The organism is Paraburkholderia sp. (assembly GCF_036488795.1).
Taxonomy (GTDB): Bacteria; Pseudomonadota; Gammaproteobacteria; order Burkholderiales; family Burkholderiaceae; genus Paraburkholderia.
Window position 1 is genome coordinate 64,839 of sequence record NZ_DASXHA010000122.1, and the last position, 13,904, is coordinate 78,742.

A 13,904-nucleotide genomic window follows, 5' to 3' on the forward strand; every position below is an offset into this window, starting at 1 on the left:
TCTCGCAGCCGCGTCTCAGCGCGCCTTGGCGAGTTCGTCGTGGGCGGGTTCCGGGGCGTCACCTGAGCGGAAGCGGTCGCGATAGTCGGCCGGATTGATCTGCAAACGGCGCTGGAAAGTGCGGCGAAACCCGTCGGTTCCGTCGAATCCGCAACGTTTTGCGATTTCGCGCAGCGTCAGGTCGGTGCTTTCCAGAAAGCGGCGCGCCGCGTCGATCCGTGCATTGTTCAGGAACGTAGCCGGGCTAACGCCGCATTCCCGGGTAAACAGGCGCGTCATGTTGCGGGCACTCATATGGGCGCGTTCCGCAAGAGAAGCCAGCGTATGCCCGGCGGCGAGATTGTCGAGCATGTATTGCTGGATTGCGACCATCTGCGAGCCGGGCGCGGCCTGCGATTCCAGCAGCGGGCTGAATTGCGACTGCCCGCCCGCGCGTCTCAAGTACACCACAAGGTACTTGGCGACATCCAGCGCCATGTTTCTGCCGAAATCTTCTTCGATCAACACCAGCGAAAGATCGATGCCGGCCGTCACGCCCGCCGTGGTGTAGACGCTGCCGTCCTTCACGTAGATGCGATCCGGCTCGATACGTGCGCGCGGAAACGTGGCGGCGAGGCGCGGCACGTCCATCCAGTGTGTGGTTACCACGCGGTCATTGAGCAACCCCGCCGAACCGAGCGCAAAGAGGCCATTACAAATGGCCGACACGCGCCGCGCGTGTTTATATTGCTCTTTGAGCCAGTTGCTGAGCGCCGGGTCGTCGAAGGCTTCGAAAATGCCCAGGCCACCTGGCACCAGCACGGTATCGAAGTGCGGGCACAGATCGAAGATGGTGCGGTCCGGCACGACCGTCAAACCGCTTGAGGATTGCACGCTGCCGCGCGTCGTGCCCACTGTGAGCATTTCGTATTCGCACTCGCCGCGGCTTAGCACCTTCACTTCCGCGAACGCGTCTTTAGGCCCGGCAATATCCAGTAGCTGAAAGCCGGGAAAGACGATCATGCCTATTTTGATCTGCTTCATCGTGGTCACGCACTCAGGTCTTCAACATCAGGCAGAGCCGGTGGCGTGACCGCAGCGCCTGCAGGCCGCTTCACGCCGGAATGGTTTCGCGGTCGTATCCCTTCATTTTATAAAGCAACGCCGACGCGAGCCAGCCAATCGCGAATACCGCGACAATGCCGTAACCCAGCAAGCCGAAATTGTCGTTCAGCCTCCCGATCAGCTGCCAGAACGGCCCAGCCAGGCTCAGTTGGTCGCCCAGCAGCCCGAGCGCCTCGATGCCGCCAATCAGCAGCGCGACGACCGTCGAAATAAGCGTAATCGTCAGATTGTAGTAAAGCTTGCGCAACGGCTTCACGAAGGCCCAGCCATAAGCGCCGAGCATCAGGATGCCGTCGGTGGTGTCGACGGTCAGCATGCCGGCTGCAAACAGGCACGGAAACGCGAGAATGGTCCACATCGAGAACCCCGCCGACGCCTGCGCAGCCGAGGTGCCGAGCAAGGCTATTTCAGTGGCCGTCTCAAAGCCGAGTCCGAACAGGATGCCGAGCGGCAGCATCAGCCAGCTTGAACGGATCAGACGAAACAGCGGCTTGAACAGGCGCGCCAGCAGATTGCCTTCGAACTGCGTCAGGCGAACGTCGTCATCATGTCGCTGGCCGCGGCGCATGCGTCCAAACGCGCGGAACAGATCCACCAGCAACACAATATTCACGGCACCGATCATGATCAGAAAAGCCGCCGAGACGAACGTGCCGAGTGCCGCGCCCGTCTCCTTGAACGCTTCAAAATGATGCGCGAGCGCCTTGGTTGTCAACGCAACTGCCAGCGCGCCGACGATCACCGTCAGCGAGTGGCCGAATGCGAAGAAAAAGCCCACCGACACCGGGCGCTTGCCGTCGTTCATCAGTTTGCGCGTCACGTTGTCGATGGCCGCGATATGGTCTGCATCCATTGCGTGACGCAGGCCAAAACTGTAGGCGAGAAAGGCAGTGCCGATCAGCGCCGGCGAAGCGCGCAAGACCATCCACGCCCATGTCCACGCAAAGATGTTGATGACGGCCAGCGCAACATACATTGCACCAATCTTTTGACGCACAGGTGCATTGGCGCGCGTCATCATGACGTTTAGGGTTTCCATTCGTCTCTCCTGGTTTGGGACTGACTCAATTTCAATGACTTTGGGCGGCCGCGCCGGCTAGCGTGTGTGCTGTCGAAACCGGACGCCTCGCGACCATCACCTGAGCGAGTTCTTCGCGCGATAGCACGCCGCTGGACTCGACCACATCCAGCAAGGCCTCAAAAAAGCGCTCGTAGTAATCCCAGCGCGGCTGACCTTCACAGGGGGCCGATTCCCAGCGCGCAATGGCTGCAATCAGGCACTGGCGGAACGCTTCCCACTCGAAGTAACCCGCTTTCGATAACGATAACGCCAGGCCAAATACATCCCGTTCCCAGCGATTGGAGAAAAACAGCTTGCCATCCAGCCGCGGCGGCGAATCGTCAGCACCGAGCATGGATGCCGCTGCGTATTCTTCGAAACGCGTAAACATGATCGGCCTCACGCAGCCGCGGGCGGCGCAACCAGCGCGACACCCATCATCGATTCAGGCGTCACGAGCGCCGCCAGTTCCTGCTCGCTCAAGTGCGCGCTGTTCGCGGGACGCTCCGGCACGACGAACCAGCGAATCTGCGCGCTGCTGTCCCACACCTTGACCTCGGTTTCCGGCGGCACGTCGACGCCGAATTCGCGCAGTACCGCGCGCGGCTCGCGCACGCCCCGCGCACGAAACACCGGGTCCTTGTACCAGTATGGCGGCAAGCCGAGCACAGGCCACGGATAACACGAGCACAGCGTGCAGATGATCAGGTTGTGCACGCCTTCGCCGTTTGCCACGGCCGCCATGTGTTCGCCTTCGGCGCCCGTCATGCCGGCCGGCAGATCGAGCTCGGCAATCGCTTTCGGCGTGTCTTCAATGAGCCGTTGCCTGAACGCCGGGTCTACCCATGCGCGCGCAACGATCTTCGCGCCATTGAACGGGCCGGCGACGGTTTCGAAGTGCTGCAGGACCGCATCGACAGAGTCGCTGCCAATCACACCCTTCTCGATGAGCAATGCTTCGAGCGCGCGCACCTTGGCCGCGCTCGACACCTCGCGGTCGTCTTGATACTGGAACAGCTCGGTCATGATAATTCCCTCCTGCGCAGACTAGATGGCACACTGAAGATAAGCTTCGAACAGATCCGCGTAGATCGTGGTGTTCGGTTCGCTCTTGCCTTCGCCCCAGATGTGCGCGGCATCGAAGGCGACTCGATAGACCGGCATCGGTTCGCCGATCCCATCGACGCCCGTCGAAACGAAATACGAGAACGCGCCGGGATAAATCTCCACCACCTTGCCGGTCTTGCAGCGCAGATAGCCTGGCAAGCGCGTGTGATCGACCGCCGCGGGATCTGCGACACGGACCGTGTCGCCATTTGCGAAGCGCGCTTGAGCACGCGGTTCGTGATAGGCGGAATCGCCCTTCTCGAGGTACGCGTCGATCTGTTTCCTGATCGGCGCACTCGGTTTGTCAGGCAACGGGGCCTGCGGATTCGCACGGTATAGCGACGTGCGCTCGGCCAGCTCGTCAGCCGTGATATAACCCTGATCCACGAAGAACTGCGAGATGCCCATCAACCACTTTTCGTAGTAGCGGTACTTGAAGTACTCGAACGGCTGCATGTCTTCGGCACCCGTGCGCAGCGACGCCCACGTCCATGTATTTTTGAACGTAGTCGGAAGCTCCTTGACCGGATAAGCCGGTAGCGCTTCGCCGAGGTGATTGCTCTCGGCCATCATCGCGGTGTGAATACCGAAGATGCGTTGCTCCCACGCTTCGACGAAGACACGTGTCTCGACACTGACAGGGCCGAGATTCTCGATGCCCCCAAGATGGTGCTGTAGTTTCAAGGTTCGCTCCTGAACGGTGGCGGTGAATGAAAACCGGAGTGTTTAAGACCGCATGCCTAGCTCAGCTTGTGTTTGTGCGCGTGCTCGTGCCTGAAGGCGAGTGCATCGCCAAGCCTCTCCGAGACAAAGCCGAATGCGGCACCTGTCACGAGCGCGGCTGCCGCGACCAGACCGGGATTGCTCAAACCGATCATGGTGATGGGCTTGCCCGTTGCCACCGCCGTTCCGACTGTCGACGCAAAGCCCCAGACGATGGCAGGCAGCACATCCAGCAGTTTGATCTTCGAAGCCTGCACCATGACAGCGCTCCCCACCCCCACCAGCACCGCGACTGCGAACGCACTGCCGCTAGTCGTCGCGATACCCAGCAAAGTGAGCGAGCTGATCAGCGCGCCGGCCAGGTTCGAAGCGACGCTCTTGATGAAACCCGCACGCCCTGCGCCAAGCACGAAGAACGACGCCCACGCGATGAACGTGACCCACACGGGCACGGGAAACACGGTTGCGGTGAGCCACGTATCGGCCACCGCGAGCACACCGATGCTGACGGTATAGGCTTCTGACTTTTTCATCTGCGTATTCCTGAGGTAAGTGAACAACGGAAAGGGAAAAGCAAAGCGTTCAGGCCATGCAGCCAAGCAGACCTTCGCGCATGGCCGGCATATCCAGATCGCGGCCGATCATCACAAACTTGCTGTCGCGCGCCTCGTCTTGCGCCCACGCCTTGCCGAAGCTTGCCTCGAGCAACATGTGCACACTGTGGAAATGCAGGCGGCGCCGCTCTTCGTGCAGGTTCAGCACGCCCTTCATCCGCAACAGCTGCTGACCGTGCGATTGCACGAGCTGATTGACCCAGCGATTAAAGCGTGAGGCGTCGAGCGGTCCCGGAATCACGAACGAACAGGACGCTATGGAGTCATCGTGCTCATGCTCGTGCCCGTCTTCGTCCAGCAGATCGGGCTCCACTGACAGCAGCGCATCCAGCGAGAAATGCCGGACGCCAAAGACCGCCTCCACGCCAAGCGCGCCATGGCGTGCAACGTCGAGGGTTGCGGTGGGATTGAGTGAACGGATGCACGCGACGAGGGCTGTCACCTCGTCCGGCGTCACCAGGTCGGTCTTGTTGATGACGATGTGATCGGCAAACACGACTTGCTCGCGGGCGATCTCGTCGTTGAGCTGTTGATGGAAATGACGCGCATCCACGACGGCCAGCACCGACTCCAGCTCAACGCGCTCACGCACATCCGGATCGGCGAGAAAGGTTTGCAAAACGGGCGCCGGATCCGCCAGGCCGGAGGTTTCGACGATCAGGCGTTCGACCGGCTTGCCCGGGCGCGCCAGCAATTCGGCCACGCTATTGACGAGGTCTTTGCGCACGGTGCAGCACACGCAGCCGTTGTTGATCTCCACAACGGCATCCTGCTCGGCGACGATCAGTTGTCCATCAATACCCACTTCGCCGAATTCGTTGACCACAATGCCGATACGCGTGGCCGGCGAGTGTTCGAGAAGATGATTGACCAGAGTCGTCTTGCCCGCCCCGAGGAATCCGGTCACTACCGTAGCGGGGATCTTGTTCAGTCGCATCTGCACTCTCCTGATGTTCCGCGGCGTACGTGCCGGGAAAGTTGAATCAGTCTGAGCGAGTTCCGCGCCGAAAAACCTGCGCTGTCCGGATGCGCAATTCATTTGTCACGAATCGCCGGGTACGTTTGCCTGATTTGCCCGAACCGTCAAATCAGGCCATTCCACCGGCCACGAATTCGCTGGCAACGCGCCTTACGCGGGCAGCGAAAAAGGCGCCGCGCCGGTGCATTTCTCCCCATTCAGGTGCACTTTCAAATGCAAAAGTGCGCTTCATCCGGCGATGCTTCGGCTTGCCCTGTGTTTTCTCGCGCGGCGTCTGGCCGGCGCGTGCCCGGCCAAGGTCATGGCGTTCTTCGTGGTGCTCTATGAGGCCATCTGGTTGCCGGTGATCGGGCTTGGCATGACAGTACATCAGGTCGGAATCGGACACGCCACGCTGATTTTCGCCGGCCTGAGCATCGCGCTCGCGCTGAGCGTCTTGATTCTTTTGTTGCGCGCACAGGCTCGCGGCGTAGGTAAAGTGGGAGTTGCTAAAAGTTGAGAATGCGAGTGAGTGAGGCACTCGAGCAGATGGATTGCCTGGGCCTGCGCGATGGCAAGCCCAGGCGCTGAGTCAGAACTGCACACCGCGCGTTAGCGCGCCGTCCACAACAACATTTGCGCCGCTGACAAAACTCGCTGCGGGACTCGCGACGAAGGCGACCGCATTCGCGATTTCTTGCGGGCGTGCCATCCGTCCGCTCGGATTTAGCGCGAGTGCGTCCGCGAACAGTTTCGGATCATTCTTCTCGATGTGATCCCACACACCCCCTTCGAAATAGACATTGCCGGGCGACACGGAATTCGCACGGATACCCTTTGGCGCGAGCTGATACGCAAGACCTTGCAAATAGTGGATCAAGGCGGCCTTGAACGTGCCGTAAGGGCCTGCAGCAAAGTCGATCTCGCGGCCTGACACGCTTGAAATCGCGACGATCGATGCTGCCTTGCTAGCTTCGAGGAACGGCAGCGCGGCGTCGACGAGATTGACCGTGCCCATCAGGTCGGTTTCGAATTCCTTGCGCCATGATTCGGCGTCGTTGCCGATCGACAGCGCGCTCACATTGGCGACCACGATGTCGACGCCGCCCAGTTGCGCCGCGGCCGCGCGCGTCCAGTTCTGCAGCGCGGCTGCGTTCGACACATCGACTGACGCACCCGTCACCTTGACGGCGCCGCCGCTCAGCTTGACAAGGCTGGCCACGGTTTTTTCAACCGCGGCGCCGTCACGGGCGCACAGCGCCACGTCGGCGCCTTCGGCCACGAGCGTTTGCACGATGGCAAGACCAATGCCCTTTGTGCCACCCGTAACGAGTGCTTTCAAACCCTTGAGTTGCAGATCCATGGCGAAGTCTCCTTAGGCTAACGGTGCAAGATATTTCTTGCTGATTGCCGCGCCGACGGAATACTTGGGGTCGACGAAGTTGCCCAGTCTTACCTTGCCGCACTGGCTGAGCATCATATAGGCATCCCAACGATCGAAACCATATTCCTTTTCGAGCCACAAAACCAGTTCGTGATACGCGATCCGTGTTGCATCCTCCAGCGGACGCGCACTGCCGATCGTCATCAGCAGTTCGTCGGTTTCAAGGCGGGGCCACGCGATCTGCCAGTTCTTGATCAGATCCACGTGGATCGTCGTGGTACTGGAGAACTCGACGGCAGTACCGCAAACTTCACCATCGCCCTGACAGGCGTGCGCGTCGCCGATAAAAAGCCGTGCGCCCTCTGAGCGCACCGGCAGGTACGTGATGCTGCCCGGACCCATGTCGGGTACGTCCATGTTCCCGCCGTGGTTGTCCGGCGTCAGCGAATTGATCGAGTCGATTTCCGGCGACAGGCTCAGCGTGCCAATGTGCGGCTTGTACGGTAGCGTGACGCGCTTGCTCCAGTAGACGCCCTCTTCGTCGACGTCGATCTTGCGGGTGATCTCCGGCAACGGCTCATTCAACGTGGCGGTGTACTCCGTGCCGGTCAACGCGCCGAAGCGCGGAATCAGACAACACGTGCCGCGTGGATTGTCGCCGCGCGGTAGCATCGATTCGATGTAGACCGCCACCACGTCGCCTTTTTGCGCGCCTTCGATCATGATCGGCCCGCTTTGCGGGTTCAGAAACGGCACCCGCAATTTCTGGCTCGGCAGGTCCTGTTCCGTGCGGATCTTGCCGTCAAACGCATCGCGCGTCTGGACTACCACGCGGTCGCCCGGCGCCACGCTCAGCACCGGCTCCGAATACGGTCCGATCGTGTAGTGAAAGGTGCCCTGACGGGCCTCCGAAAGTTCATGCGTCTCACCAACCTCGCCGCGGGCGACACCGCGTGTGTGCATGATCGATTGTTTGAGCCAGTTCATCTGGATGGTCCTGTTGAAGTGTGGGTTGTCGAAATGAAGCGATGCGCGCTGGGCGTCGCTTCACACTGAAATAAGCGATCTGACGTCATTGGCTTCCATCTGGTCGCCACGACCCGCCGATACGACCTGGCCGCGCACCAGCACGACGTAATCGTCCGCCACGGCCTGAGCGAAATCGAAAAACTGCTCGACCAGCAGGATCGACAGCGAACCCTTCAGCGAACGGATCACGGCTTCGATCTCCTTGACGATGGAGGGCTGGATGCCTTCAGTTGGTTCGTCGAGAATCAGCAGCTTGGGATTGGTCAAAAGCGCGCGGCCGATAGCAAGCTGCTGTTGCTGGCCGCCGGAAAGGTTGCCGGCAATACGCCGGCGCATCGTCTTTAACACCGGAAACGTGTGAAAGACATCGTCGAAGGAAAACTGTTTGCCCTGTGCGGTCTGGTTGCGCTCGCCCGCGTACGCGCCGATGCGCAGGTTTTCTTCAACGCTGAGCAACGGGAAAATTTCGCGTCCTTGCGGCACGTAGCCGAGCCCCGCCAGCACACGCCGGTGCGACGGCGTACGCGTGAGCGGCTGGCCGGCAAGGACGATCTCGCCGGCTTTGACCGGCAGCAAGCCGACCAGGCATTTCAGCAAGGTGGTCTTGCCCACGCCGTTGCGGCCGAGCACGACAGTACACGCACCTTCCGACACGTTCAGCGAGACATCACGCAACGTATGGCTGCTTCCGTAAAACTGATTGAGTGAGGAAATCTTCAGCATGCTCACCGTCCCAGATAAACCTGAATCACGCGGGGATCTTTACGTACGACGTCCATCGAACCCTCCCCGAGCAGTTGCCCTTCGTGCAGCACGCTTACAAGGTCGGCAATCTCGCCGACGAAATCCATGTCGTGCTCGATCACGACGACGGCCCGCTCGGGTGACTTGAGCTTCGCGATCAGTTCGGCGGTGCGCGCCGTTTCGTGATCCGTCATGCCAGCTACCGGTTCGTCAAGCAAAATGACCTGCGGGTCGGCAACCAGCAACATACCTATCTCAAGCCATTGCTTCTGACCATGCGACAAGGTTCCTGCGCGCCGCTGTCCTTCGTTCTCCAGACCGATCGTCTCCAGTACCTCGTCGATGCGTGCGTTTTGCGCGGCACGAAGACGCGAACGCACCATATCCGCATAGCCGCGGCCATTGCGAATCGCGAGCTCGAGATTTTCGCGCACGCGCAACGCCTCGAACACGCTCGGCTTCTGGAACTTGCGACCAATGCCGAGACGCGCAATGGAGGTCTCGTCGAGCGACGCGAGGTTCGTGACCTTGTTGAGAAACACCTCGCCGGCTGCCGGACGGGTTTTGCCTGTAATCACGTCCATCAAGGTGGTCTTGCCTGCGCCGTTTGGACCGATGATGGCGCGAATCTCGCCATAGCGCAATTCCATCGACAGGTTGGTGATCGCCGCAAAACCAGCGAACCTGACGGACAACCCGCTGATGTAAATCGCGGTGCCGGGTATGGACCGATTGTTCATTGGCCAGCCCCCTTGCTTTCGCTTGCCGCAGCCTTGAGCGTGCCCCACACGCCATTGTTGAAGTACACGACAATCAGAAGTGTCACACCGGCAAGAATGAACGGCCACACGGTCGGCAACTGCGCAGTGAGCCAGAACTTCAGCCCGTTCACCACAATCGCCCCAAGAATGGCGCCGATCAACGTGCCGCGTCCGCCGATTGCCACCCACACGGCAATTTCAACGGACAGTTCCGGCGATACGATAGTCGGGTTGACAATCCCCACTTGCGGCACATACAGCATGCCCGCAAACGCCGCGAGGACGGCGGACAGACACCACGCAAACAGTTTGAGCGTATGCGTTCGGTAGCCAAGAAAGCGCATGCGCGCTTCGTCATCGCGCACGGCAATCAACGCACGGCCCAAGCTGGAGCGTGCCAGAAAGCGCACGCCGACATAGGCCGCAACGAGCAGCAGGCAGGAACACACCGCGAGACCGATTTGCGTCGGCACGTCGCCCAGCTTGTAACCGGCAATACTCGAAAATCCGGTCATGCCATTGTTGCCGCCCAGGCCGACGTCGTTGATGAACAACAGCAGCATCAGCGCGTAAGTAAGCGCCTGGGTGATGATCGACAGGTAGACGCCGTTGATCCGCGAGCGAAATGTGACGAACCCGAATACACCGGCTATCAGGGTGGTGACGATGACGGTGGCGAGTATCGTCACATCGAGGCGCGAAAGAATCTTCCAGGCAGCCGGGAAATCGCTCGCACCCATGTATTGCATGAAGTCGGGCAAAACGTGGGTCTCGGCATATGCACCGTTAAGCAGGTACATGGCCATCAGATAGCCGCCAATGCCAAAGAAGATGCCGTGTCCAAGGCTCAGGATGCCGGCGTACCCCCAGACCAGATCCAATGCTAGCGCAAGCAAAGCGAAACACATGATCTGGCCGATCAGGTTGATACCGAACAGGGACAAATGCAGTGCGTTCGACTCGGGAATCACAAAGTACGCAAAGGGCAAATAGCAGGCGACCAGCACCAGCACAGGTACGATGCCGACCTCGACAGTCTGGCCCAACCATTTCGTAGCGAAGGCCGACAAGGTGAATTTCCTGCTGACGGGCGAATCGGGAAGCGTGTTCATACGCGGGTCTTCAATGCAAAGAGTCCTTGGGGGCGCTTCTGGATGATCAGAACAATCAGCAGAAGCACGGCAACCTTGGCGGCCACCGCTCCATAGAACGGTTCAATAAACTGGTTGATTTCACCGAGTGCGAGCGACGAAACCACCGTCCCCGCGAGACTGCCTGCGCCACCCAGCACCACCACCATGAACGAGTCGACGACGAAGCCCGTGCCCATCGACGGATTGACGCTGGCAATCTGTGTCAACACCACTCCGGCGAGTCCCGCGAGGCCAGCGCCCAGTCCGAACGCAATCCGGTCGACCCGCTCGGCCGGCACGCCCAGGCAGCGCGCCATGTCGCGCAGCTGGGTCGTGGCGCGCATCAGAAGCCCAAGCTTCGTGAAGCGGACCACGGCGAAGGTCGCCGCGAAGATCAGGACCGCGAGGACGATCGCGAACACACGGTTGTAGGTCACAAAGAAGCCGGGTGCGACCTGCATGCCGCCGTTGAGGAACGCTGGGGTGATGAATTCCACATTCTGCGAACCGAACAGAACCTGAATCAGCTTGATCAGCGCGATGCTGACGGCCCACGTGGCGAGCAGCGTTTCCAAAGGCCGGCGATACAGAAAGCGGATGACGAAGAACTCGAGCAACATGCCGCATACCGCGCAGATCACGAACGCCACTGGAATTGCGACAAAGATGTACGCATCGAACCAGCCCGGAAGATGAGCCTGCATGAAGCGTTCAACCAGATACGTCGAGTAAGCACCGATCATGATGAACTCGCCGTGTGCGAGGTTGATCACCCCCATCAGCCCAAAAACGATCGACAAGCCGAGGGCGGTCAGCAACAGCACACCGGCGTAGCTCAAGCCGCTGAACAGTATCGATAGCGCCTTGCCCACCGAGAGCCATGTGTCCATGCTATGGATCGCGCTCTGTACGGCGGCGAGGACATCGGGATCGGAGCGCACCGAGTCCTGCGCAGCGAAGTTCGCCAGCGCTGTGCGGGCGGTTTCGCTCGGCACTTCGGCTACGGCCCTGATCGCCGCCAGCCGGTCCGCCTTCACACTGCTGTTCAGGCCGCGCTTGGCGAGCGCCAGTGTGAGCACCGTTGCGGTATCCGGATCGTGCTGCTGTTTGATCGCGCGGGCCACGATGGTGGGATCGAGCAAGCTGAAAAATTTGTCGACCTGGCGCGCGGCCGCTTCACGCGTGTCCTGCCGCGGTGCAAACAGGTCCATTTCTGCCGACGCCACAGCGAGCTTGCGCATCATGACGATGCTGGGGACGTAGGGCGCATCCGTTGTCGTACGGCTGACGGGCTGAAGACTCGCCGCGTCGCGTGCGGGGCTTCCCTGGATCATGACCGAAGCGTCGGCGCCACACACCAGCGCGCCGTTGCGGATCGCTGCGACGATTTGCGCGGCCCACGCACGCTCGTGCACATCGGTCGACACACCCGCTTCGACGAGTTGTTCGAGCGCCGCGGCCTTATCGCTGTCCGCGGCGCAAAACGATGCGAGCACCGCAGCGCGGCTTGTGGGTAGGGGTGTTTGCGGCGCAGCGCGCGCAGCACCAGACCAGACGAGTGCCAGACACGCGATCGCAAGAAAAATCTGCCTGAGGTTGATCATCGGTGTTTCCATTCAATCCTGCTCCAGGACCGGCGAGCTTCCGCACGCCGGCCCCAACTGCCTGACGGCCTGTGCTATGCCTTGCCGATAAACGGACTAAACGGCACCGGTTTGACGATGTCCTTCGACCTCCAGAGAATGTCGAAGCCCTGCCTGGCATTGATCGAGCCAATCATGTCGCCACGCCAGAGATATTGCGTGGAGTCATCCATCTTGACCGTATAGCCGGCTGGGTCGACCATCGACTGGCCCGCGAGCGCCTTGCGTACCGCGTCGGTGCTGGTTGAGTGCGCCTTCGTGGCAGCCTGTGCCCAAAGGTTGATGCCGAGGTAGGTCGACACCATCGGATCGATCACCATGTCTGGACGATGCTTCAGGTTGTGGGCGCTGACATAGTTCTTCCAGTCGCTCTTGAACTGGCGGTTCTGCGGCGTGTCGACGTTCTGGAAGTAGCACCAGCAACTGAGGTGACCGACCAGCGGCGTCGTGTCGAGCCCTTCGAGATCGCTATCCACTACGTCCAGACCCAGAATCGGAATATCGGTTGCACGCACACCCTGGTTGACCGCTTCCTTGAACATCGCCGGGATCGAGTCGCCCACCACCGTCATCACAACGATGGCCTGCCCGCCTGGTTGAGCGGCGAAGTCCTTGATGTCGCGCACGATGGTTTGAAAATTCGATTGTCCGAACGGCACGTAATGTTCGCGCCAGGCGGAATCGGGAATGTTCTTCGTCTTCAGATAGCCTTTGAGCATCTTGTTGATCGTGCGCGGCCAGACATAGTCGCTGCCGATCATATAAAAGCGCTTGGCCCCGCCGCCCTGATCGCTCATCAGATAGTCGATTGCAGGCAGCACCGAACTGCTCGGCGGTGAGTTCAGATAGACCACATTCTTCGACTGCTCTTCGCCTTCGAAATGAAGCGGGTAAAACAGAAGATTGTCCTGTGTTTCCACCACCGGCAGCACCGATTTACGTGACACGGAAGTCCAGCATCCAAACAGTGCCGCGCATTTGTCGCGCAAGATCAGTTGCTTGCCGAGTTGCGCGTACATGGGCCAGTCCGACGCCGGATCGACCACCACGCCCTGCAACTGTCGGCCAAGAACGCCGCCCTTCGCGTTGATCTGATCGATCGTCATCAAGGCCGTGTCCTTGAGCAGCGACTCGCCGTTGGCCATTGTCCCCGACTGCGAAAACAGCAACCCGAGCTTGATCGGCTCGCTGGTTCCCGCAGCCTGCACGACCTTAGGCAGTGCGGTGCCCGCAGCGGTTACCAACCCGGAACCGACTGCCGACAGGAAGGTACGTCTTTTCATTTGTTGCACTCCGACAGGGATTAGAAATCGCAAACGCAAAAAGCCCGAAACCAGACGAGCTGGTTTCGGGCTTTTTTGGCCGGTGCCGATCAAGACGCCTTTGTCTTGACCGACGAAGTGGATGCTGAGATCCCCGTTATGCACAACGGGCAGCGCAATGCTTAAAGCAATCGTCATGCCAAGATGCGCGCATCTGCTACGGGACGCGCCACCACACTTCGTCTGAGCCGCATTCAAATTGATTGCTTGCATCGAGGGCCGCAAAAAATGCATCATAAATAAAGCACTTTTCTGTAGCTGCCCCAGGAGCACCGCACAAGTGCGGAGCATTTTTGCACCAGCATGGCTCGACCGCGCACAG

The 13,904-nt window shown here is 60.2% G+C and carries 15 protein-coding genes; 1 reads left to right on the top strand and 14 read right to left on the bottom strand.

The features are described from left to right. Positions 1–15: 15 nt before the first annotated feature. The 7 genes from VGH41_RS17820 to VGH41_RS17850 all read right to left on the bottom strand — a co-directional run bounded on the left by VGH41_RS17820 (position 16) and on the right by VGH41_RS17850 (position 5,545). A complete protein-coding gene (locus VGH41_RS17820; protein ID WP_331598833.1) occupies positions 16–1,023 on the bottom strand; it encodes a GlxA family transcriptional regulator in 1,008 nt (335 codons plus the stop codon). Between the two features lie 70 nt (positions 1,024–1,093). Continuing rightward, positions 1,094–2,143, bottom strand: a complete 1,050-nt coding sequence (locus tag VGH41_RS17825; protein ID WP_331598834.1) for a HoxN/HupN/NixA family nickel/cobalt transporter — start codon at positions 2,141–2,143, stop codon at positions 1,094–1,096. A 31-nt stretch (positions 2,144–2,174) separates the two neighbouring features. Then, on the bottom strand, positions 2,175–2,555 hold the full coding sequence (locus VGH41_RS17830) for a nitrile hydratase accessory protein (protein ID WP_331598835.1): 381 nt from the start codon (positions 2,553–2,555) through the stop codon (positions 2,175–2,177). Positions 2,556–2,563: 8 nt separating this feature from the next. Beyond that, positions 2,564–3,190, bottom strand: a complete 627-nt coding sequence (gene nthA, locus VGH41_RS17835) for a nitrile hydratase subunit alpha (protein ID WP_331598836.1) — start codon at positions 3,188–3,190, stop codon at positions 2,564–2,566. 21 nt (positions 3,191–3,211) lie between these two features. Next, positions 3,212–3,955, bottom strand: coding sequence for a nitrile hydratase subunit beta (gene nthB / locus VGH41_RS17840; protein WP_331598837.1), 744 nt, complete (start codon positions 3,953–3,955; stop codon positions 3,212–3,214). Positions 3,956–4,011: 56 nt separating this feature from the next. After that, positions 4,012–4,527: a DUF1097 domain-containing protein gene (locus tag VGH41_RS17845; RefSeq protein WP_331598838.1), complete on the bottom strand. Its 516-nt coding sequence runs from the start codon at positions 4,525–4,527 to the stop codon at positions 4,012–4,014. 49 nt (positions 4,528–4,576) lie between these two features. Further along, positions 4,577–5,545 carry a GTP-binding protein gene (locus VGH41_RS17850; protein WP_331598839.1) on the bottom strand — a complete coding sequence of 323 codons (969 nt, stop codon included), beginning with the start codon at positions 5,543–5,545 and terminating at the stop codon, positions 4,577–4,579. A 223-nt stretch (positions 5,546–5,768) separates the two neighbouring features. On the opposite strand from VGH41_RS17850, the gene VGH41_RS17855 reads away from it, so the two are divergent. Then, the gene (locus tag VGH41_RS17855) at positions 5,769–6,086 is read left to right on the top strand and encodes a hypothetical protein (RefSeq protein WP_331598840.1); all 318 of its coding nucleotides are present in this window, start codon (positions 5,769–5,771) and stop codon (positions 6,084–6,086) included. A gap of 72 nt (positions 6,087–6,158) precedes the next feature. Here VGH41_RS17855 and VGH41_RS17860 read toward each other — a convergent pair whose 3' ends face one another. The 7 genes from VGH41_RS17860 to VGH41_RS17890 all read right to left on the bottom strand — a co-directional run bounded on the left by VGH41_RS17860 (position 6,159) and on the right by VGH41_RS17890 (position 13,543). Next, on the bottom strand, positions 6,159–6,929 hold the full coding sequence (locus tag VGH41_RS17860) for an SDR family NAD(P)-dependent oxidoreductase (RefSeq protein WP_331598841.1): 771 nt from the start codon (positions 6,927–6,929) through the stop codon (positions 6,159–6,161). 12 nt (positions 6,930–6,941) lie between these two features. Next, positions 6,942–7,937, bottom strand: coding sequence for an acetamidase/formamidase family protein (locus tag VGH41_RS17865; protein ID WP_331598842.1), 996 nt, complete (start codon positions 7,935–7,937; stop codon positions 6,942–6,944). A 60-nt stretch (positions 7,938–7,997) separates the two neighbouring features. Further along, the gene (urtE, locus tag VGH41_RS17870) at positions 7,998–8,702 is read right to left on the bottom strand and encodes an urea ABC transporter ATP-binding subunit UrtE (RefSeq protein ID WP_331598843.1); all 705 of its coding nucleotides are present in this window, start codon (positions 8,700–8,702) and stop codon (positions 7,998–8,000) included. Between the two features lie 2 nt (positions 8,703–8,704). Further along, positions 8,705–9,463 carry an urea ABC transporter ATP-binding protein UrtD gene (gene urtD, locus VGH41_RS17875; RefSeq protein WP_331598844.1) on the bottom strand — a complete coding sequence of 253 codons (759 nt, stop codon included), beginning with the start codon at positions 9,461–9,463 and terminating at the stop codon, positions 8,705–8,707. Further along, entirely contained in the window at positions 9,460–10,596 is a 1,137-nt protein-coding gene (gene urtC / locus VGH41_RS17880; RefSeq protein ID WP_331598845.1) for an urea ABC transporter permease subunit UrtC, read from the bottom strand. Before urtC ends, urtD begins: the two co-directional genes overlap by 4 nt. Then, positions 10,593–12,233: an urea ABC transporter permease subunit UrtB gene (urtB, locus tag VGH41_RS17885; protein WP_331598846.1), complete on the bottom strand. Its 1,641-nt coding sequence runs from the start codon at positions 12,231–12,233 to the stop codon at positions 10,593–10,595. Before urtB ends, urtC begins: the two co-directional genes overlap by 4 nt. A gap of 62 nt (positions 12,234–12,295) precedes the next feature. Next, positions 12,296–13,543, bottom strand: a complete 1,248-nt coding sequence (locus tag VGH41_RS17890) for an urea ABC transporter substrate-binding protein (RefSeq protein ID WP_331598847.1) — start codon at positions 13,541–13,543, stop codon at positions 12,296–12,298. Positions 13,544–13,904: the final 361 nt, after the last annotated feature.